Origin of the sequence: Shewanella sp. Sh95 (assembly GCF_001308045.1) — a bacterium.
Classification (GTDB): domain Bacteria; phylum Pseudomonadota; class Gammaproteobacteria; order Enterobacterales; family Shewanellaceae; genus Shewanella; species Shewanella xiamenensis.
Genome location: NZ_LGYY01000168.1, coordinates 39,402 through 54,990 on the forward strand (window position 1 = coordinate 39,402; position 15,589 = coordinate 54,990).

A 15,589-nucleotide genomic window follows, 5' to 3' on the forward strand; every position below is an offset into this window, starting at 1 on the left:
GACCATTTTACCCCGAAAGGCTTAGTTTGTCTGCGAACGAGCGCCCACCCAGGGTGGATAAAAGCGCGTCATTAGCATGAGCAAACCTAGCGCCGTAAATATCACGCCACACCATACAAAAACTGTTGCCACAGATAAATTGACTAACTGAAATCCCACTAATGCCGCAACAGCAGCAATTAATGCGAAGGGCAGTTGAGTCACCACATGGTGATGGGGTAAACAGCCTGAACTGGTCGCACTCAGCACGCTGGTATCGGAAATTGGCGAACAATGATCGCCAAACACCGAGCCTGCCATCACCGCACTTAATACTGGTAACAGCAAGCTGGCATCCATGTTATGGGCGATTTCTCCGCCGATGGGGATCATAATCGCAAAGGTTCCCCAGCTTGAGCCAGTGGCAAAGGCCATGATAGCGCAAAGCAGGAACATCCCCGCCACCAGCAAACTGGGGGATAAATACCATTTTGCCCAATCGGCCAATAAACTCGCCACGCCCAGATCTTGGATTACAGCACCTATCATCCAAGTGCAGAGTAAAATCGCGATAGCAAAGGCGATCATCCGCACCCCATGGGCTAAATCGCCCAGCAGTTTCCCAATGCTTCGGCCCGACAGCAGCAACAACACTAGAGTCACTAACGTCGATAACAAACACGCATCACGCATCGCAGCGCCAATATCAGCTTTGGCTAACCAGGCCGAAATATCCCATGACGGCACCTGCTGCGCGCCAGACCAGAGAGTTAAACCGACAGAGGCGCACAGTAAGGTCAGCATCGGAATGGACAACAGCCAAGGATTCCCTTGGGTGCTAGGCGATACAATTTCAACATGATCAGCATCCAGCGGCTCAGCTCCCAACGCAGCCCTATCCACAGGATGAAATCCGACCCCAAACCAGGCCACAATCAACGACAAACCTAAAGTCGTAATCGCATAAAAATTGGATAAGGCCACCTCGATAAAGGCTTCAAGGGCTGAAACGGGTAAAAAGCTGAGTCCCGCCAGTAGCGCCATCACATAGGGCCCCCAGCTAGAAAAAGGCAAGAGTGAACAAAGCGGCGACGCATTAGAGTCTACTAAATAAGCCAGTTGCGTCTGACGAATACCATAACGCTGGCTCAACGGTTGGCACACATGGCCCACGGCAAGGCAGCTAAAAATACCATCAATAAACACTAACCAACCCAGCAATACGACACCAATACGCGCTTGTCGGCCCGTACGAATACGCTGATATAACCAATCACCGAACTGCCCTACCGCACCACTTCGGGCAAGTAGCTGTGTCATGCTACCCAGTAATAACATGGCCATTAGCACGTTTAAATGCCACCATTGCCATGCATCTTGGCTATAAAACTGCTTAACGCCTATCTCCACAAGATAACTTAAGCTTTGCAGTATATTGAAGTGGGCAATAATCAAGGCGCCCGAGAGGATACCAACACCTAGGGCAACTAAGGTACGTCGCAACCATAGGGCTAACACTAAGGTTAATAACAGGGGAATTATGGCGAGCAGGCTTGATGTCATGGGCCATTCCGATAATAAATAAAACCAAGAATACTAACGAGTTAATAACAAATGCAAAAAAACTTAAATTAGCACTCCGTTATCGGGCATTTTTTAGCCAAACGGCAAAGACTGCTATTCCTTATGCTCTTGGCACTGCTAGAATCACAGTCCCATCCAGAAACTATAGGACTCTCCAGATGAGCCTTGAATTACTGTCCAAACTGGAAACCAAGATCCAGGCTACACTCGAAACTATCGAGCTTCTAAAAATGGAGCTAGAGGAAGAGAAGCAAAAGACGTCAACCTTGAGTGAGCAAAACCAACAATTAAGTGAGCAAAACCAACAATTGCAGCAAGAACTGAGTTCTTGGAACGAGAAAGTTACCGGACTTGTTGGCTTGCTCAATAGTGAAATCTAAGCTGTTTTAGTTTGATGATTCTGCGCTTCAATCAATTCGTTCAGCTCTAAGATAGCCTGCTTTACTTTTGGCAGGCTTTTTCTCGGTAATAAAAATCTTCCTTTTTCAAATTCCAATCGACCTAAGTCTTTTACCCATATCACGCCAGTGAGAAAAATACGCGCATGCTTAACAATAAGCTTAGGTGCGTAGACAGGGAAAACTCTCATATAACCCCCTACAGGCATTTTTGTTGTTATTGACCACAGTCATTTGACAGAAAGATGTCCAATTGAGTTTCATCGATAAAGAATTATTTTCAAAACTTACAATAAATACAAAATAACAAATTGATTTAATTTATAAAAATAAAGCAATGATAAACACAAACCCAAGTGTCAATATTTTGACTATTGACATTATTTTGACGCTTATCTAAAATCATCCGTGTTACTCAGGGTAAAAATGAGCCATATGGCTCAAGTCCGTACTCTCCATTATCGGAAGTACGGTTTTTTTTTGCCTAAATCCTAATACGCATTCTCCGCAAAACTGGTTCAACGTATTCTGGACAATTTGATGCGGCCAATAAAAAAGGAGCGCTCGGCTCCTTTTTATTACTTTTTCATTATCAATGAGTTAGATTGCAATCAGATGACTAAATCACCGCAATCCTAAGATAATCACTTTCTCGCTAAGTAATAAGCAATGTCTAATAGCTCGTCATAGGACTTAATCGCACCCGTTTCAACACGGTATTTGCCATTCACCACGAGCGCAGGCACGCCAGAAAGTTTCGCGTTTTCAGTATCGCGCTTCATTTTCGCCATTTGGGCTTTGACCATAAATGAATCTGCTGCGGCATCAAAAGCTTTACCATCAACGCCATTAGCCACAAATAAGGCACGCACATCGTCACGGCTAGTAAAGTGTTGTTTCTTGTCATGGATGGCAGCAAATAAAGCCGCATCGATTTTTTCATCGACATTGAGCTGATGAGCAACCGCAAAAGCGCGTGACATCTCTACGCCCATTTCTTTGCCGATAAAATCAACGTGGGCTTGGTTAAATTCCACACCTGCTGGCTTTTCAGCCAAAATTTTAGGCACAACCGTTTTCGAAAAGTTGTAGCAATGTGGGCAATAGAAAGAGAAAAACTCGGTGATTTCAGGTTTAGCTGTCGCGGGACCATCATTAATCACAGTGTAATGTACGCCTTCTTTGTATTCCGCTGCCGAAACCGCTAATGGAGCCAATAACAGCGCTGCCGCCATAAGTAATGCTTTTTTCATGAATTTTCCTTACATCAATTATCTAAAATAGCTGGAGCCTAACATATTTCATTTTTTGAGTGTAACTCAAGCTGAGAGTTCAATCCGTTAGGCAAGAGAGCCACGTAAATCCCACCCTGTTCACACATTTAATAAGGGATCAAACTTAGCGGTGGTTCATTAAGTGCCGCGAGTTGCTCCTTAAATGCCAAAATCTGCTGCTCCCAATACTTTTCATCCCCAAACCATGGGAAATGCATTGGGAAAGCCGGATCTTGCCAACGCCTGCCAATCCAAGCGTTATAGTGCACCATCCGTAATGCGCGTAGGGGTTCAATCAACGCCAGTTGCCGCGGATCGAATTCACAAAATTCCTCATAGGCTTCGAGCAATACCTCGAGTTGCAGTTGCTGCTGCGCCCTATCCCCCGTTAGCATCATCCATAAATCTTGAATGGCAGGCCCCATACGGGCATCGTCTAAATCCACAAAACCCGGCCCATCGGGTGTCCAAAGAATATTCCCTGGGTGTAAATCGCCATGCAAGCGAATCGGTTTGAAACATTGCTGCGACCAAACGGTGTTGACCTTCGCCAGCACTTGTTCGACCACAGTGAAAAAGGCGACCCGTAGAGAAGTCGGCACTAATTCTGATTGTTTCAACCACGCCAAAGGCTCATCGCCTAAGATTTGCGGATTGAGCGGTTCGCGGGCATGAAAAACCGACTGCGCGCCGTACTGATGTATACGACCGATAAAACGGCCAACAAATTCCAACTGTTCTAAATTATCGACCTCAAAGGCTCGACCACCGATGGAAGGAAACAGTGCAAACCGAAAACCTTGGAAATGGTGCAAGGTACGCCCTTGCACTAAGGCTGGCACCGCCATCGGGATTTCCTGCTCGGCAAGCGCGAGGGCAAAATCGTGCTCCTCCTGAATTTGCGCATCGGTCCAACGATTTGGACGATAAAACTTCACTACATAGCGCTGCCCTTCATCACTGCGAAATTGATACACGCGGTTTTCGTAGCTATTGAGTGCAAGTAGGCCCGTTTCAGGGTAAATGCCAAGACTTTCGATAGCATCTAAAATCAAATCCGGTGTTAGAGCTTGAAAAGCAAAAGCCGCTCCCGAATCAGCATTATCGATAGCACTTTGGTGTTGATTTAACGTATCTAGGCTCATTGGAACTCTCTCATTAAATGGTGGCGCGCTCATAAGTGGCGGCTTAACAGCGTGGCAAGGTATTCTAGCACCTCAACATCAGCCTCACGCTCCACACTCAGCCAACAGATATTGCCGTAAAACTCATAATTGAGCCAAAGTGGTGTACCTTCAAACTCCAATAACCATTGATGACGATCGGCTCCCCATTGACGCTCGCGCACGCGGCAATCTAAAGCATGGGCTAACGGCTCGGCAAAGGCCTCGAAATGATCAAAATCGATATCACCGCTCACACTTAAGCTTAACGCGGCACTATCTAACTGAATGGCGTTTAATTTCATCTTTACTTCCATCAACTACTGCACGACATAATCAGCCCTTGCCCCCAATCCGGAGGACGCTTGGCCAGATCGTCATGCTCAGCTTGCTCGCTAAACGGTTGACGCAACACTTGGTGCAAACGCTGTAGCGGCGCAAGATCCCCTTCTTCAACGGCGATAATCGCTTCTTGGGCCAAATAGTTGCGCAAAATATACTTGGGATTGATGTTATTACGCGCCTGCTGCCACGCCTCAACATCAGTAACCTTACCAAGCCGCACCTGATATGCCTGATACCAAGTATCGAACTCGTTGAGATCAATAAAATCATCCCGCAAAGGCGAGTGCACACTGCTAGGATCAAGCTGACCAAATCGACGCCAAGTGTTGCTGTAATCCAGCTGATTTTTCTCCATCAACACGGTAAAGCGGCCAATGAGTTCTAAGTCCTGTTGATCCTGCTCGGCTGTCGAATCCGCTCGCTCAGCGAGTCCTAACTTAGCGCGCATCAGCATCAAATAATGCTGCACTAGAGCATGTTGATATTGATTCAAAGCGGCAATTAAATCATCGGACGGGATCACAGGCGTCAACGCCTGCGCTAAACGTTGCAGGTTCCACAGCCCAATGCCGGGCTGCTGCCCAAAGGCATAACGCCCCTCTGGATCGGAATGATTGCAAATAAAGTCTTCTTGGAAGGTATCGAGGAAGGCAAACGGGCCAAAATCGAAACTATCACCAAGAATCGACATATTATCGGTGTTCATCACCCCGTGGGCAAAACCGATAGCCTGCCAATGGGCGATGAGCTTAGCGGTATCTTGCACCACCTGTAAAAACCAAGCTTTATAACCCGCCAGATCGCAACTCAGATGCGGATAATGCTGCTTCAAGGTAAAGTTGAGCAATTGCGTCAGCTTATCGGCTTGACCACGCTCGCTATGGCAGAAAAATTCGAAATGACCGAAACGGATATGGCTGCGCGCCAAACGCACAGTAATGGCTGCGGTTTCTTGGCTCTCGCGCCAAACGGGCATATCAGAGCCGATCACCGCCAAGGCACGGGTCGTTGGCACACCTAAATGGTGCAATGCCTCAGAAACGAGAAACTCCCGCACCGCAGAGCGCATTACGGCTCTGCCATCACCATGACGAGAATAAGGGGTCGGCCCGCCGCCTTTGAGTGCCACATCCCATGCACCATTAGGGCCGATTGCTTCACCGAGAATAATCGAGCGCCCATCGCCTAATCTAGGGGTATAGCCACCAAACTGGTGCCCGCTATAAACCTGCGCATAATAGCTTGCACCTTCAACAGCCGCGTTACCCGATAAGCCCTGTAATAACTCATCTGTTGGCTGATTTAAGCCAATTAATGACGCGGCATCGTCACTCCAAGCGAGCCAATGGGGGTTACTAATGCCCTGCGGATAGACTTGGGAATAAAACTCAGGCAATTGGGTGAAAAAATCCTGTTTGAACTTCATCAATACATTCCCTATTGAGTGAGCAGCTTGCACACCAGCACGGACTTATCGTTCAACTCACACTGCTGGCCACATTGATATACGCCGGCGCCGCTGGTCTCGAAGCCACTCATACCTGACCCCGTTAAACGCTGTAATCCATGGGCTTTGCGCTGGCATTGTTCGAGAGTGTCGTAATAACCATTGATATCATCAGGTTGTAACGGCGTCGTTGGCAGCGAGATCGCCTTAGGATAATAAAATAGCGTCCATTCCGGGGTTTTAGTGCAACCTGTCAGCCCAAGGCTCAAGCTGGCAAATAAGACAACCAAGGATAATTTCATTTTGACGATTTGATTCAAGAAACTCGCAACACACTTCATAAAAATAGCTCATAAAAAAAGCGAACCTTAGTTCGCCTTTTGCGCGGTAAGTCTCCGGATTCTACACGGCTTTTAGCCGTTAAATAACCGCTTTTAGGTTATGGGCATTTGAGGCGCTAGAATTAACCAGTTTATGCCAGAGTCTTTAACCTTACGCCATGACAACATAGTCATTCTTACTATCAACTTTTATGCAGTTGCAGCTTTTGCCTGCGCCTTCTCAATACGGCTGATCCGGCCTTCGAATCCAGTGACAGTACCGTCGGTTAAGCCAAGCGAGACAGCCTGCTGACATAGCGCGATAGCTTCGTTAAAGGCTTGAGTATCATTTAATAATGTTGCAAGTTGCATAAAGCCAGTGGTTTTAAGCTCAACCTGTTTTGGCTTGGTGGCATTCGCTCGGTGGAATAATGCCAGATAAAGCTCACACAGTGCTGCACCATAGGCTAAATAGTCAGTCGATTTTCGCTGCTTATAACACTCTGTAATCACATCCTGTAACGCGTTATAGCGCGCAAGTTCGGTCTCTGCACTTTGATAACCTTCGAACGCACGCTGCAATGTCACATTCGCCCATGAGCCTGGTGATGCAAGGCCTTCGGCCTCGGAGGATACTGGTTTAATTTCAGCCTCTCTCTCAATTTTTTCAGAGGCGTCGGCCAAGATAATCACAGGGTCTTCATTGGGCACAGCGGGAATATCAACATCGATAATATCTTCACTTATTGCAACGATTTCGGCGCGGCTAGGCTGATGCTCCTCTTCCCTTGGCATTAATTCAATCTCAGGCGCTTTCACAGTAGCAGAAGCGTCTTCAGGCGTATTATTCACTGGAGGAGTAACTTCGGGCGTAGATTCAGCCACTTCTGGGAAAGAATTAGTATCCTTTGTCATTTCAGTTGTTTTTTTTGTCATCATTGCCTCTTGCTCTTCCTTCGCCAAGCGCTGGGCACGACGAAATAAAAACACTCCGATAGCGATCAGTATTAAAACGACAATGACCTTCATTCTTCTTCACCTTTTATGGCTGCTTCCTGTTAGAAGCTATTGCAGTTGGCTTGCCAGAACGACTCAGTAGTCTGCGACTGACAAGGAGTTTTGTCCAAAAGTTGAGCAGTGATTAACCGCTATTAAAGTCCATAGTGTCTGGGTAAATCAAGTATTTATGCCGTTTTATCCGATCTTGCACGCAAATCGATATAAGCAATTCGGCTAGACTGCTAAGGTTTATGACCGTTTGCAAAAAATTAAGGAAAGCCTAATGCAAAAAATTCTTATTGTTGCCCACGCGAGCCCATACGGCACAGAAAAACTGTTTAACAGCCTGCGCATTGCTTTAGCCCTCAAGGATCAAACCGAGCAAGATGTTGATCTCAAAATCTTTTTGATGTCAGATGCGGTATTTGGGGCACTCAAACAGCAGACAACGCCTGATTTAAGCTATAACTTGCAGCAAATGTTTGAGATCCTTAGTGCTCAGCAAGTCCCGATTTTACTGTGTAAAACCTGCGCTCAAGCGCGAGGAGTGAATACGGATATGCTGCTCGAAGGCGCTGAAATTGGCACCTTACAGGATCTCACCCGCTGGACTCTGGCCGCCGATAAGGTAATGCACATTTAAAGTCTTATTTTGTGCGCATCTTCATAAATTGACACTTACGTTTTGAACAAGCCCGTGCCGCTGCTTATGATGGGATTATCCGAGTAACAGACTAAGGTATTCCCATGGACTCAGCGGCCCTACTCACAGGCAAACTGCGCTACGAGCATCAAACCATTAGCGCGATGGCGAAGATCTATTGCAAAGCTAAGCACCAAGGCCAAACGGCATCCGGCCTGTGTGAAGAATGTTTAGCACTGCTAGAGTATGCAGCCGTTCGCCTCGACCGTTGTCCCTATGGGCAAGATAAGCCCACCTGCAATAAGTGCCCAGTGCATTGCTACAAGCCCGCCCAAAAGGCGCAGGTCAAAGAGATCATGATTTTCGCGGGGCCGAGAATGCTGTTACCGCATCCCATTCGTGCAATCAAACACTTACTGGCCGAGCGTCATCCCGTACCTGCGTCAGTCCCCGAAGCCGCATCTAATCGTCATCAACGCATCGCCATTTCACAGAAAAATACCTAGGAATGCTTTTTCGCCTCGAATTTCCCTGATATAACAGGTCGTCGAGGTGACAAAATGAACGAATTTAATACATTTTTTGCTCAAGCCTATTGGTGGTTATCCCTATTTGGTGGCTTACATTGCCTCGCGTTAGCTATTTATATTCGTTACTTTTATCATTCGGACAATAATCAAAAGCTATTGGCGGCTTTTCTAAGTCTCATCGCACTGTATTTTCTGACGGGAATGCTTAACCGTGATAACACGCCAATTCCTATCCACATATTATTTAATTTGCTTGCCCCGATTTATTTTTTACTCATGCCACTGCTTTACCTCTATTGCAAACGCAGTTTAGAGCAACATACTGAGCCTATTGGTTTTTCATGGCATTATTGGCCGGCGATTATCACACTACTGCTTGCAGTTATAGATATTACTTTGCGGCTCAACTTACATAAAAACGCCATTTGGTTTCAGGCTGAATTCTTTAATAATCCGCTGACGATCGATTTCAGCCACTGGAGTTTAGCAATGCCGTTGTTGCTGTTTACTCAAACAGCTGCCTATTTTGTCGCTCTGTGGCATCTACTTAAACAATATAAAGTCAGTCAACCGCCATTGAGCGATGCACCACAGGACACCTTGAAACTCATCCGGTTCCGCTGGTTATTTGGCCTAACCTTAGCGATGTTATTTAACTGGCTACTGCGTGTATTTGTGGTTGTGCTGCCTTTTTATCTAGGCGACTCGCTTTCAGCCTTATCCCACGCCTTACCCCGCTTAAGCTTACTATTAAGTTTTTACTTACTTGCCGCCTATGGTCTAAAGCAGATCACTCGCACAGCGTATTTGAAAGGCCATTTATCAGTGCCTAAACCCAAAGTTGAATCTTCATCTTCAGGAGTGCTCACCCCAGAGGAGTTTGAATTTATTCAGCAACTGCAGCAAGAATCGAACGATAGCAAGGAAAAATCGACTACCACGCCCAATCCACCTCAGAACTAAACCATCGCTTAGCAATCAAAACTGGCAGCATGTCTTATTGAAAAACTGAATCCGAGCTGACATTAACGCAGCTTTAGGCTGTCATTTGTGGCAACAAAGGGTAGTCTGATGGAACCAAGACTTAAGGAGGAACGCCATGAAATCAATTTTATCTTTTGTTGTCGCATCGACTTGCTTGATTGCTAGCTTACTGGCACCAGCTGCGCAAGCAGATGATAGTTACACTGAGGCTTTAAAAAATTTTCACCAAGCCAAGGAAACCCGCAAATTTTTTGATACCGCCTATGGCTACGCCCTCTTTCCAACAGTTGGCAAAGGTGGGATTGGTATTGGCGCCGCCTACGGCAAAGGTCGCGTCTTTCAAGCGGGGCAATATATGGGAGACTCCAGCCTGACCCAACTTTCCATCGGTTTTCAGCTAGGAGGACAAGCCTATAGTGAAATCATCTTCTTTAAAGATGCCAAATCCTACAATGAGTTCACCAGTGGCAGTTTTGAGTTTGATGCCCAAGCCTCCGCCGTTGCCATTAATATGGGTGCTAACGCCAAAGCGGGCACCACAGGCAACTCGGCAGGTGCAGGTCAAGCCGGTGGTAATCAATCGGCTACCGCAGCCTATATCAATGGCATGGCAGTCTTTACCGTTGCCAAGGGTGGACTAATGTTTGAAGCCGCACTGGCGGGACAATCTTTTACCTTCGAGCCTAGGGCTAACTAAGATTACAAGACCGCTTCCAGAAAACCTCTGAACTCGAAAAGCTCAGAGGTTTTGTTTTAATTACGCTTTAACCTACTCATGTCCCCAAGGAACTGGCGGGAAAGGCTGCGGTTGGGTTAGATCAAAATCCACTTGAAAATGACGGGCTTCCCGAGTGAGTAAATAACTGAAGGTGTTTGGCGTAACTTCTATATGCCACACATTGGTGACAGACTGGGTTAGGCCATTTTGCATAAAGTTATCAATCGATGCCTGATCGATGGGAAATGATTGCTTTTGACTGGTTCCCATACTGGCGGTATCGCCACCATACATAGTGACTTTATCTTCAGTCCCATCTTGATGGCGGTGATCGTGCTTTAGCCTTAACCCCTGTTCCGTTTTAGTGATCACCCAAGTACGGGAGTGGTCGTCTCCCACATGGAATGGGATTTTCAGCTCAGTATCGCTGCATTCGCGCACATGCATCACCAGCGCTTTATCACGAAAAGCCGCATCGGCGCTGTCCTTTGAGACGACTTTACCCGCAAACGCTTTACCGCAATGGGCGGCTAATTGATTGAAGAAAGTCTCTTGTTCTATGGCAAGTGCAGGTTTGGGAGTCGCATTGGCAAATACTGGCGTTGCCATCCATAGGCCGACAATTCCAAGACGTGCTAAGGTGATAGTTTGCATTATGTTTTCCATGGGAAATTCAATGCAAAACACGCTAACACAGGGGAATAAATTTAAACTTAATTCCCCTGTACTTGTGAAGGATTACCAACCGATGTAAAGACGAGAACGGTTACCTAAACGTTTTTTGATAAAGCGTGCCGTGATAATACTGCCCACCATTAGGAAGAGAAAAATCGCTGCCGAGAACAGAATACTCGTGATAGCAGACCCAGGCGGAAAACGGAAACGGAATATCGTTGCAGTGGTATTAAACAACATATCGAACAGCGGATGGATAAAGAAAATCGCAAAACTCATTTCGGCGATTTCGATAAGCCAAGGTAAGCGACTACGTTTTGACAACCAATCACAGAAGTTAAGCACCAACACACACAGGCTCAGTTTTTGGATAAACTGCCAGTCGATGCCGTTATATTCAAACGGTGCTTTATGATAGTTACCCACATGCTGCACTATATAACTCTGTTCAACCAAGCTCACGACAAGGAAAATTCCTGCTAGCGCACTTAAAATGGAACCATAGCGCGACACAAGATGTTCATCTTGGGAATATAAAATACCAATCAAATAGAAAGGCATAAAATAAACGACTGAATGAATAAAGTTAACGTTGCCTATGGGTCTGTGGAGCAAAATTGCCACCACACAACTCAGTACAAATAGCGTCCAACGCATTTGCTGTGAGCAGCGAATAAACCATAAAAATACTGGCGACAATAAAAACACTGCCATGATAAAAGGGATATACCAATGCGGGTACAAGATGTAACCATTTCGTACGGTATAAAAAATACTGAGCAACAACTGTTCAAGTGGCTGATGCTCCATAAAAATCCAGCGTAAACTTAAGCAGAATAAGCCAACAGCGGAAACCACTAAGAAGGGATAAAGCACATTTTGCACTTTATTCTTCATGAACTTACCGTAATCGAAATCCTTATAAAAAATCCGATGAAAAAAATAACCAGAGATAAACACGAACAACGCCGTGCCTCCCCTGAGTAAATTTTCCAGCAATAACGGAAACCCTTCCCCAGAGTTGTAAATACTATGCCCAAGCACGATAAAAATAATCGCAATGCCGCGCATGTAGGTAAATTCGAGCTGATTTTTTCTCATATTAATTCATCGCACAGTAGAGGGTTCTTCCCTCAACAACACTTGCAGAAACCCTTATTGTTCCGTGGATTTCCGGCTCATTAAACACCAGATACTGACCTTCGCGTTGGAAGGTAAACCCCAAAGGTAACAGAGTTGCGGCTTCAATGCCCTCACAATAATTTTGCAAAGGCACATCCAACAAGGGGCTACCACTGACATTTAAGTTACTAAATTGCACACTCATCCCTAAATAAGCCTGAGTCATTTCCTCTTGATAAGGCACGACATAAAACCCGGAACGAACTTCCCCCACATCCATAAAACTACTGCTATCGCTCACGCTCGGCATGACCAATAGTGGCACCTTGGGGTCCTGCACATCTCGCAACAGCTGAGCCAATTTTTGGTCAGTCGACGGATAGTAAGCCAGCATATCTTGCAGACGTTTCTTCTGTGCACTATTTTGCCCAACCGGTGGAGTAATCGGCTTAATGCGACCCAGTAGTAAATCCACAGGCAACATGCCCGACATCACTGACTCTTTCCACACATAGGCATCTTGAGTGCTGTCTAACAGTATTCCCGCAAGTGCGCCGATATTCTCAGCTTCGGCCGTCCAACCGCCAAGCATTTGCTGCTGTTGATAATAATCCTGCACATATTGCAGCAGTATCTGTTGATAACCGAGATAGGTTTGGTTTTGGCTCAGGAAGCGCGCGCCCGCAATCAACTCAACGTATTTTGCACTGCCTTCGACTAAATCACTCACATAACTGACTTTATCTTCGTTAGGCGCCGTTTGACGCCATGCCTGCAACCAGTAAGCCGCATGGCCTAAGTACAATGCTTGTTGCTCGGGCTGTTTTAAGGCTGACATGAGCGAGTTGAATAACTGAAGACGGTAATAGCGCGCATCAAAATTAAGCGGGTAGACCTCCCCTTCATAGCGGCGAGCGTCCTCTAATACACGCCACTCGGATTGAGCGTAAAAATGAAACGCCTCATGCACGCTATTGCCAGCCCAAATCACGAAAGGCAAATCGGCAGTTTTTGTCGTACTATCAAATTGAATCGTGGGAGACTCGAGCTGGATCAGCACACCAGCCACCCCTTGATACTGAGGAAAACCAAAATTAACTGATAGACCAGAGTGAAGGTTAACTGACTCTAACACACTGTTGTCTTTAATAATCTCACCACCGGGCTGACGTAACCAAACACTGCCCGCATAGCTGAATAGGTGGACTTTATCGTCGAGACGAAATCCCGGCCACAGAGTTTCACTCTGACGACTAGTTTGAGCCATAAAATCGAGGTACAGACGAGCGAGTTGTTCTGGCGAGGCCTTATCGGCGAACACGGGAGTGGTGGCAGAGACTCCTATCAACCACAGGATCACCACCATAATATTTTTCATTTATTTGCCTAAACACACACAATGGGTTCACAAAACAGCGCTAGCATATAGCGCAATTGCGTAATAGTGAAACGTTTAACAGAAAATTTTTTTATCCTCAAAAAACTAAGCCAACTCATCTTCATTAACCACTAATAAAATCATATTTTTAAGGTTTAATGCTCAGATATATCAAGATTTAGGCGTTATCGGCTCATCGCCAAACCACAACGCTAACTTAGCCGCAGCCAGTGATTTAACCTCATCATCAATATAAAGCGTTACCATAGTCAACGCCGCCGCTAACGCCCCTAAATCATCAGTAAAACCGACTAACGGCGTTAAATCGGGAATCGCATCTAAAGGCGAGATAAAATACGCCAAGGCCCCAAAAATTACCGACTTGGCCCACGTAGGTGTATTAGGCTTTTGCGCAGCATAGTAAAGCCACAAAGCACGCTCAACCACCTCACGCCCAGCCTGGCGACCAAACATTTTGATTTTGTTCCAAAAACCAGTTTCAGTAAATTGCTCTTCTGCCATGTCTACTTCCTAATTTAACGATATTGACGACTCACAGTGTACGGCGATATGCAGCGGGTGTCAGGCCGAAAGTTTGTTTAAAGCGTGCCGAAAATTTTTCTGCTGACAAGTACCCGCAAGACAATGCGACTTGTAAAACTGAATCGCTAGAGTTTTGCAACAGTGCTAAACCCTGGCACAAGCGCACTTCGGCAAGTAATTGCCTAAAGCTAGTGTCTTCCTGCGCCAGTTTACGTCTTAAACTGGCACTGCTCATATGCAACTTGTCGGCGATTTCCTCTTGCTGCCATGGGGCAGAAGGATGTTGACTCAGTATTGCCAATACAGCTTGGGTGACACTCGATTGCTTATGCCCATAAAGCCAATTCACACTACTTTGCTGCGGCAAACTTAACAATAATGCGGCTAAATAATGCATCTGCACCGATGTGGGCAGCGCCAAGGTCAGGCTATGCAGTAACGCATTCCAGGCAAAATCGACCGAGCGTGAGATCGTTTGTGTAGGCTTTGGCATCATCCTATCGGTTGCCGCCAACGTAACGCCTGAGGGCAACTCATAGGGCAAGACGAGTTGCACCGCTCGGTAACGTCCGCTCATCGGCCGATTGACGAAACTGATATGGCTTCCGGCGGGTAACAATAATAGCTGTTCCGCATTCACGGCGAGGGTATCATCTTGCCAAAGCAACGACTTTTCCCCTTGGATCACTCTAATAATCGAGGGCTGATGCACAGGCACCCGTGAGAGTGACTGCGCCTGTTTCGAGTCGTATTCAAACATGCGGATCATACATCAGCCCTGTAATATCAGCGGTGATACACTGCGGTCAGCTTAGCGTGCCCTAAAGCTTGTGCATTGAGCATAAAGCCTAACAGCGCGGGTGAGGCATCCTTAGGTAACTCTAATGGCGACGGTAGCGCCCACACTGTAAATTCATATCGATGCATTCCGTGCCCCTGTGGCGGACAGGCACCACCAAAGTCGGTGGTGCCAAAATCATTCTTTAGCGCAATCGCCCCTTTAGGTAATGCATTGGCTTTAGAACCCGCACCTTGCGCTAATTGCTGTTGATCGCCACCAATATTATAAACTGCCCAATGCCACCAGCCGCTGCCCGTGGGTGCATCGGGATCATACGCCGTCACCGCATAGGCTTTCGTGCCTTCAGGGGCATCGCGCCAAGCAAGTTGGGGCGAAATATTTGCGCCTGTACAGCCAAACCCATTAAAAACAAATTGATTAGATAATTGCTGACCTTCGCCAATATCTTTGCTCGATATGGTCATGGCCTGCACCGACCCTAATACTGCGGTAAATAATCCAATTCCGACTATCCACTTATGTAAATGCTTCATCACAATCTCCAATTGATACGTAACACTGAAGGATCCCCTCATAAATCAGCCATAGCATAGCCATATTTGAGCAACTGATTGGCGAATAATACCCAGGCCGCCAGCAATTCTTTCTCCGTGATTTGATAATCAGGCCGCCTGAGTACCTCCAA

The 15,589-nt window shown here is 46.4% G+C and carries 19 protein-coding genes; 5 read left to right on the plus strand and 14 right to left on the minus strand.

Features of this window, described 5'->3' with window-relative positions; all coding sequences use genetic code 11:
* Positions 1-21: 21 nt before the first annotated feature.
* Entirely contained in the window at positions 22-1,542 is a 1,521-nt protein-coding gene (locus AEA42_RS12380) for a Na+/H+ antiporter NhaC family protein (protein ID WP_055647888.1), read from the minus strand.
* A 179-nt stretch (positions 1,543-1,721) separates the two neighbouring features.
* Here AEA42_RS12380 and AEA42_RS12385 point away from each other — a divergent pair, with 179 nt between their 5' ends.
* On the plus strand, positions 1,722-1,943 hold the full coding sequence (locus AEA42_RS12385) for a cell division protein ZapB (protein WP_037413745.1): 222 nt from the start codon (positions 1,722-1,724) through the stop codon (positions 1,941-1,943).
* Here AEA42_RS12385 and AEA42_RS12390 read toward each other — a convergent pair.
* The 7 genes from AEA42_RS12390 to AEA42_RS12420 all read right to left on the minus strand — a co-directional run bounded on the left by AEA42_RS12390 (position 1,940) and on the right by AEA42_RS12420 (position 7,539).
* The gene (locus AEA42_RS12390) at positions 1,940-2,152 is read right to left on the minus strand and encodes a DUF1107 domain-containing protein (protein ID WP_011070699.1); all 213 of its coding nucleotides are present in this window, start codon (positions 2,150-2,152) and stop codon (positions 1,940-1,942) included. The two genes, AEA42_RS12385 and AEA42_RS12390, sit on opposite strands and share 4 nt — an antisense overlap.
* 453 nt (positions 2,153-2,605) lie before the next feature.
* On the minus strand, positions 2,606-3,214 hold the full coding sequence (locus AEA42_RS12395; RefSeq protein WP_037413747.1) for a thiol:disulfide interchange protein DsbA/DsbL: 609 nt from the start codon (positions 3,212-3,214) through the stop codon (positions 2,606-2,608).
* A 128-nt stretch (positions 3,215-3,342) separates the two neighbouring features.
* Positions 3,343-4,380 (minus strand): serine/threonine protein kinase, encoded by a 1,038-nt coding sequence (locus AEA42_RS12400; protein WP_055647889.1) that lies wholly within the window; start codon positions 4,378-4,380, stop codon positions 3,343-3,345.
* Positions 4,381-4,409: 29 nt separating this feature from the next.
* Complete coding sequence (locus tag AEA42_RS12405; RefSeq protein ID WP_144375669.1) at positions 4,410-4,703, minus strand: DUF3630 family protein; 294 nt, start codon at positions 4,701-4,703, stop codon at positions 4,410-4,412.
* An 11-nt stretch (positions 4,704-4,714) separates the two neighbouring features.
* The gene (locus AEA42_RS12410; protein ID WP_055647891.1) at positions 4,715-6,169 is read right to left on the minus strand and encodes a protein adenylyltransferase SelO; all 1,455 of its coding nucleotides are present in this window, start codon (positions 6,167-6,169) and stop codon (positions 4,715-4,717) included.
* An 11-nt stretch (positions 6,170-6,180) separates the two neighbouring features.
* Positions 6,181-6,492 (minus strand): hypothetical protein, encoded by a 312-nt coding sequence (locus tag AEA42_RS12415; RefSeq protein WP_055647898.1) that lies wholly within the window; start codon positions 6,490-6,492, stop codon positions 6,181-6,183.
* A 228-nt stretch (positions 6,493-6,720) separates the two neighbouring features.
* Entirely contained in the window at positions 6,721-7,539 is an 819-nt protein-coding gene (locus AEA42_RS12420) for a hypothetical protein (RefSeq protein ID WP_055647892.1), read from the minus strand.
* Positions 7,540-7,792: 253 nt separating this feature from the next.
* Here AEA42_RS12420 and AEA42_RS12425 point away from each other — a divergent pair, with 253 nt between their 5' ends.
* The 4 genes from AEA42_RS12425 (at position 7,793) to AEA42_RS12440 (ending at position 10,363) form a co-directional block, all read left to right on the plus strand.
* Positions 7,793-8,152: a DsrE family protein gene (locus tag AEA42_RS12425; RefSeq protein ID WP_037413757.1), complete on the plus strand. Its 360-nt coding sequence runs from the start codon at positions 7,793-7,795 to the stop codon at positions 8,150-8,152.
* A 104-nt stretch (positions 8,153-8,256) separates the two neighbouring features.
* Entirely contained in the window at positions 8,257-8,658 is a 402-nt protein-coding gene (locus AEA42_RS12430; protein WP_037413759.1) for a nitrous oxide-stimulated promoter family protein, read from the plus strand.
* 54 nt (positions 8,659-8,712) lie between these two features.
* Entirely contained in the window at positions 8,713-9,645 is a 933-nt protein-coding gene (locus tag AEA42_RS12435) for a hypothetical protein (protein WP_037413761.1), read from the plus strand.
* Between the two features lie 136 nt (positions 9,646-9,781).
* On the plus strand, positions 9,782-10,363 hold the full coding sequence (locus AEA42_RS12440; RefSeq protein ID WP_037413762.1) for a lipid-binding SYLF domain-containing protein: 582 nt from the start codon (positions 9,782-9,784) through the stop codon (positions 10,361-10,363).
* A gap of 72 nt (positions 10,364-10,435) precedes the next feature.
* On the opposite strand, the gene AEA42_RS12445 is transcribed toward AEA42_RS12440, so the two are convergent.
* The 6 genes from AEA42_RS12445 to AEA42_RS12470 form a co-directional block, all read right to left on the minus strand.
* Positions 10,436-10,993 carry a hypothetical protein gene (locus tag AEA42_RS12445; protein ID WP_050991370.1) on the minus strand — a complete coding sequence of 186 codons (558 nt, stop codon included), beginning with the start codon at positions 10,991-10,993 and terminating at the stop codon, positions 10,436-10,438.
* Positions 10,994-11,122: 129 nt separating this feature from the next.
* A complete protein-coding gene (locus AEA42_RS12450; protein ID WP_037429246.1) occupies positions 11,123-12,160 on the minus strand; it encodes an acyltransferase in 1,038 nt (345 codons plus the stop codon).
* A gap of 1 nt (position 12,161) precedes the next feature.
* A complete protein-coding gene (locus AEA42_RS12455; RefSeq protein WP_055647893.1) occupies positions 12,162-13,559 on the minus strand; it encodes a hypothetical protein in 1,398 nt (465 codons plus the stop codon).
* A 171-nt stretch (positions 13,560-13,730) separates the two neighbouring features.
* A complete protein-coding gene (locus AEA42_RS12460) occupies positions 13,731-14,081 on the minus strand; it encodes a YkvA family protein (protein ID WP_055647894.1) in 351 nt (116 codons plus the stop codon).
* A gap of 31 nt (positions 14,082-14,112) precedes the next feature.
* Complete coding sequence (locus AEA42_RS12465) at positions 14,113-14,871, minus strand: AraC family transcriptional regulator (RefSeq protein ID WP_037413785.1); 759 nt, start codon at positions 14,869-14,871, stop codon at positions 14,113-14,115.
* 17 nt (positions 14,872-14,888) lie between these two features.
* Positions 14,889-15,437 (minus strand): YbhB/YbcL family Raf kinase inhibitor-like protein, encoded by a 549-nt coding sequence (locus tag AEA42_RS12470; protein ID WP_055647895.1) that lies wholly within the window; start codon positions 15,435-15,437, stop codon positions 14,889-14,891.
* Positions 15,438-15,589: the final 152 nt, after the last annotated feature.